The 4,335-nt window shown below is 59.6% G+C and carries 5 protein-coding genes; 4 read left to right on the plus strand and 1 reads right to left on the minus strand.

Features of this window, described 5'->3' with window-relative positions; all coding sequences use genetic code 11:
* Positions 1-20: 20 nt before the first annotated feature.
* Positions 21-662: an NAD(P)-dependent oxidoreductase gene (locus AAAB16_RS07230; RefSeq protein ID WP_340662738.1), complete on the minus strand. Its 642-nt coding sequence runs from the start codon at positions 660-662 to the stop codon at positions 21-23.
* Positions 663-762: 100 nt separating this feature from the next.
* Between AAAB16_RS07230 and AAAB16_RS07235 the strand changes: the two genes are divergently transcribed.
* The 4 genes from AAAB16_RS07235 to bfr all read left to right on the plus strand — a co-directional run bounded on the left by AAAB16_RS07235 (position 763) and on the right by bfr (position 4,324).
* Positions 763-1,653 carry a LysR family transcriptional regulator gene (locus tag AAAB16_RS07235; protein WP_340662739.1) on the plus strand — a complete coding sequence of 297 codons (891 nt, stop codon included), beginning with the start codon at positions 763-765 and terminating at the stop codon, positions 1,651-1,653.
* Between the two features lie 221 nt (positions 1,654-1,874).
* Positions 1,875-2,768 (plus strand): PA4780 family RIO1-like protein kinase, encoded by an 894-nt coding sequence (locus AAAB16_RS07240; protein ID WP_340662740.1) that lies wholly within the window; start codon positions 1,875-1,877, stop codon positions 2,766-2,768.
* 170 nt (positions 2,769-2,938) lie between these two features.
* Entirely contained in the window at positions 2,939-3,799 is an 861-nt protein-coding gene (locus AAAB16_RS07245) for an EamA family transporter (protein WP_340662741.1), read from the plus strand.
* A 60-nt stretch (positions 3,800-3,859) separates the two neighbouring features.
* Complete coding sequence (gene bfr / locus AAAB16_RS07250) at positions 3,860-4,324, plus strand: bacterioferritin (RefSeq protein WP_110617116.1); 465 nt, start codon at positions 3,860-3,862, stop codon at positions 4,322-4,324.
* The last annotated feature ends 11 nt before the right edge of the window (positions 4,325-4,335 follow it).

Below are 4,335 nucleotides of genomic sequence, written 5' to 3' on the forward strand. Positions count from 1 at the left end.
CAGCACACCCTACGTGGGGATTAGCGGGCGACAGTAAACCGCTTATTCACCTGTTTGGGCTGCTCCAGTTCATCCACAATCGCCACGGCTAAATCCTCCACGCTGATGCCCGCTGGGGCCGCGCCGTCCATCAATAACTCTTCGCTACCAACGCGGTACTGGCCGCTGCGTGTGCCTGGCTGCAACAGCGCGGGCGGCGATAGAAAGGTCCAGCTCAGCTCGCGCTCTTCGCGCAATTGGTTGAGGTGCTGACGTGCGCCTTCGGCGCCATTTTTGTAAGCGGCGGGGAAGTCCGGCGTGTCGATCAATTGCAGCCCCGGCGCGACATACAAGCTGCCGGCACCGCCAACCACTAGCAGACGACCCACAGCGGCCTGCTTGCTCGCCGCCACAATCGCCGCGCTGCCTTTGAGAAATAGCGGCAGGATATCGGCCTTGTCCCAACCCGGATTAAACGCGCTAACCACGGCGTCATGCCCCTTGAGCGCGGTAGCCAGCTCGTCAGCGTTATAGGCATCGGCCTTAACCGCTTTGAGGTTGGCGTGAGCGGGCAGCTTGTCCGGGTGCTGAACAATGCCTGTCACTTCATGGCCACGGTTCAAGGCTTCCTGCAAAACAGCTGCGCCAACAAAGCCGCTGGCGCCGATCAATGCGAGTTTCATAACGTTCTCCGAATGGGTAATACCTGGAAGCCATCATGGCGATGGGTAAAGCGCAAAGAAATAGGCTAAAAAGGCTTAAACAGTTAAGCAAAACTTAATAATGGAACAGCTAAAACGCATGGCCGTGTTTGCCACGGTGGTGGATAAAGGCTCGATGGTCGCTGCCGCCACCGAGCTGGGCATGACCGCTTCGGCCGTCAGCCAGCAAATCAGCAAGCTTGAAGCCAGCACCCAGGTCAGCCTGCTGCACCGCACCACCCGCAAGCTCACCCTGACCGAAGCTGGCGCCACCTTTTATCGCAGCTGTGCTCAGGTGTTGGCCTTGGCGCAAGAAGCCGAGCAGCGTTTGCTGGAATTGCGTGATGCGCCGGTGGGTGAATTACGCATCGCCGCGCCGGTGGGCTTTGCCGGCGGGCGTTTGAGCCGGGCGTTGGCGCCGCTGCTTTCGGCCCACCGGCAACTGCGCTTGCAGGTGTTTTTTGATGATGAGCAGGTCGATCTGATTGAGCAGCGTATCGATATCGCCATTCGCGTTGGGCGTCTGGAAAGCTCCAGCCTGGTAGCCCGTCATGTGGTCGATTGGAATGCCGTGCTCTGCGCCTCGCCCGCTTATCTGGCGCAACACCCCAGCATTGAAAGCCCCGAGCAATTGCAACAGCTCGACTGGCTTAGCCTCAGTACCCAACATTTGCCGCAACAGCTGGTGCTGCATAACGGCAAGGGTCAGGAGCGCCGGTTGAAGCTGGAAAGCCGCATCAGCTGCAACAATATGATTGCCGCGCGGGAATTCACCTTGGCCGGCATGGGCTTGTCGATTCAGCCTGAGCCGGAAGTGCGCGGCGAGTTGGTCAGTGGCCGGCTGCAACGGGTATTGCCCGATTGGCAACATGCGCCGCTGCCGCTGTACTTGGTGACGCCACGGCGTGATGCGCAGCCGGCGAAAGTGCGCTATGCCATAGAGGCGTTAAAACACAATTTGCAGCGGGGTTAGCTGGGGTTTTTCTCTCTATCTCCGCGCGGGCGGGGCCCACGGAGGTAGCCAATTTGTACGAACCTGCTCTGCAAAGCACACTCCATATGCCAACGATTTGCCCTCTGTCGCGTCTGCAGGGTCGGCATCTGCAACGGGCTGTGAGAGGATGGGCGCCAGCCGGCTAACGCGCATGGCACGCCCTCCGACATCTGGCATAAAAGGACCCTTGATAAAAGCTGATGAAGACTCCCAAACGCATTGAACCCTTGATTGAAGATGGCTTGGTCGATGAGGTGCTGCGCCCGCTTATGAGCGGCAAGGAAGCAGCGGTATATGTGGTGCGCTGCGGTAAAGAGTTGCGTTGTGCCAAGGTTTATAAAGAAGCGAACAAACGCAGTTTCCGCCAGGCCGCGGAGTACCAGGAAGGCCGCAAAGTCCGTAATAGCCGCGACGCCCGGGCCATGGCCAAGGGCTCCAAGCACGGCCGTAAAGAGCAGGAAGAGAATTGGCAGAACGCTGAAGTCTCGGCCCTGTTTCGCTTAGCCAGCGCTGGCGTACGCGTACCGAAACCGTTCGACTTCCTCGACGGTGTGCTGCTAATGGAAATGATCGCCGGCGCCGACGGTGATGCGGCGCCACGCCTGAATGATGTGACCATGGAGCCGGAAGAGGCGCGCTCCTACCACGCCTTTCTGATCCGCCAGATCGTGCTGATGCTCTGTGCCGGTCTGGTGCATGGCGACTTGTCGGAATTCAACGTGCTGCTGGACGCCGAAGGCCCGGTGATTATCGACCTGCCGCAAGCCGTGGATGCCGCCGGCAATAACCACGCCTTTAGCATGTTGGAGCGCGACGTCGGCAACATGGCTGCCTACTTCGGCCGCTACGCGCCAGAGCTGAAAGACACCCGCTACGCCAAAGAAATGTGGGCGCTCTACGAAGCCGGCACCTTGCATCCAGCCAGCGTGTTGACCGGTGAGTTTGCCGAGGAAGAAGAGAGCGCGGATGTCGGTGCGGTTATGCGTGAAATCGAGGCCGCGCGCCTGGACGAACAGCGTAAACAAGCGGCCCGAGCAGACGCCGAAGGCCCCGCCAAAAGCGACGAGCCGCCACCGCCGCCGTGGTTGCAGTGAGCCGCTAAACGCGCGCCGGTCCCGTAGGGTGTGCTGTGCGCACCAAGCGATTAACCCAATATCGCTATGGTGCGCGGAACCCACCTTACGGACTGTATGGCCGCATCTGTATCCATACATTTTTCGTCCTACCTGCTAGCGTACGCCCCAGTTTTTTCTGGAGCCTTACCATGCCGATTCGCCACGCCCTGCTTGCTTTGTTGGTCACCCTGATTTGGGGGGTGAACTTTGTGGTGATCAAGGTTGGTTTGCAGGATTTCCCGCCGCTGTTGTTCTGTGCCCTGCGTTTTGCCTTGGCGGCCTTGCCGCTGCTGTTGTTGCGCGGGCCGATGCCGGCGCCGTGGTGGCGCATTGTGCAAATCGGCTTGTTGCTGGGTGTATTCAAGTTTGGCGTGCTGTTTGTTGGCATGCATTTGGGGATGCCGGCGGGCTTGTCGTCGCTGGTGCTGCAGAGCCAGGTGTTTTTCACCATTGTTATTGCCGCCGTTATGCTCGGCGAACGGCCCAGCCACCGAGCCTTGGCCGGCCTGGTGTTGGCTGCCAGCGGCCTGGTGTTGATCGGTTGGCAGCGACCACTGGGCGACAGCTTGCTGGCCTTTGCCTTGGTGGTGTTTGCCGCGTTGATGTGGGCCTGCGCCAATATCGCCACCAAGCGCTCCGGGGCGACCGACATGCTGCGCCTGATCTGCTGGATCAGCCTGATTCCGCCGCTGCCGCTGTTGGCACTTTCCTATGTGTTCGAAGGCCCAGAGGCAATCAGCTTTGCCCTCACGCACCTCACCCTGCGTGGTATTGCCGCACTGTTGTTTATCGCCTTTCTCGCCACCACCGTCGGTTTTGCCATTTGGAGCGCCTTGCTACGCCGTTACCCGGCCAGCGTGGTTACCCCTTTCGCCCTGGCGGTGCCGGTTTCCGGGTTGTTGGCCGGTTGGTTGTTGCTCGATGAGCAACTGACGCCGGCCAGTTGGTTGGCGTGTGCGCTGGTGTTTATTGGCTTGGCGGTGACGGTATTACCCAAACGCCGAGCTTGACCGCCCGCTGTTGACGGCCGAAGCTTTCGCCTCTGGATATTTTTGTGCGGGGATTTAGCAATGCAGGGTAATAACGAAGTCGTCGAATACCTCAAGGATCTGCTGCGCGGCGAACTGTCTGCCCGCGACCAGTACTTCCTGCATTCGCGCATGTACCAGGATTGGGGCTTCAACAAGCTCTACGAGCGCATCAACCACGAGATGGAAGAAGAAACCCAACACGCCGACGCCTTGTTGCAGCGCATTCTGTTTCTGGAAGCCACGCCGGATATGACGCCCAAGCCGATGTTTCCCGGCGCCACCGTACCGGACATGCTGCGGGCTGACCTTAAGCTGGAATACGAAGTGCGTGCGGCGCTGAGCAAGGGCATCGCCCTGTGCGAAAGCCATAAGGACTACATCAGCCGCGACATTCTTGTTGTGCAACTGCAAGACACCGAGGAAGACCACGCCTACTGGCTGGAGCAGCAGCTCGGTCTGATCGATCGCATCGGCCTGGAAAACTACCTGCAATCCCAGGCCTGACGTCTTTGCTG

The organism is Pseudomonas sp., assembly GCF_037994325.1.
Classification (GTDB): Bacteria; Pseudomonadota; Gammaproteobacteria; order Pseudomonadales; family Pseudomonadaceae; genus Aquipseudomonas.

What these genes read in the sequence shown, in the direction of transcription:
- AAAB16_RS07230 (WP_340662738.1), bottom strand. Translation starts at nt 662, where the DNA reads ATGAAACTCGCATTGATCGGCGCCAGCGGCTTTGTTGGCGCAGCTGTT.
- AAAB16_RS07235 (WP_340662739.1), top strand. Translation starts at nt 763, where the DNA reads ATGGAACAGCTAAAACGCATGGCCGTGTTTGCCACGGTGGTGGATAAA.
- AAAB16_RS07240 (WP_340662740.1), top strand. Translation starts at nt 1,875, where the DNA reads ATGAAGACTCCCAAACGCATTGAACCCTTGATTGAAGATGGCTTGGTC.
- AAAB16_RS07245 (WP_340662741.1), top strand. Translation starts at nt 2,939, where the DNA reads ATGCCGATTCGCCACGCCCTGCTTGCTTTGTTGGTCACCCTGATTTGG.
- bfr (WP_110617116.1), top strand. Translation starts at nt 3,860, where the DNA reads ATGCAGGGTAATAACGAAGTCGTCGAATACCTCAAGGATCTGCTGCGC.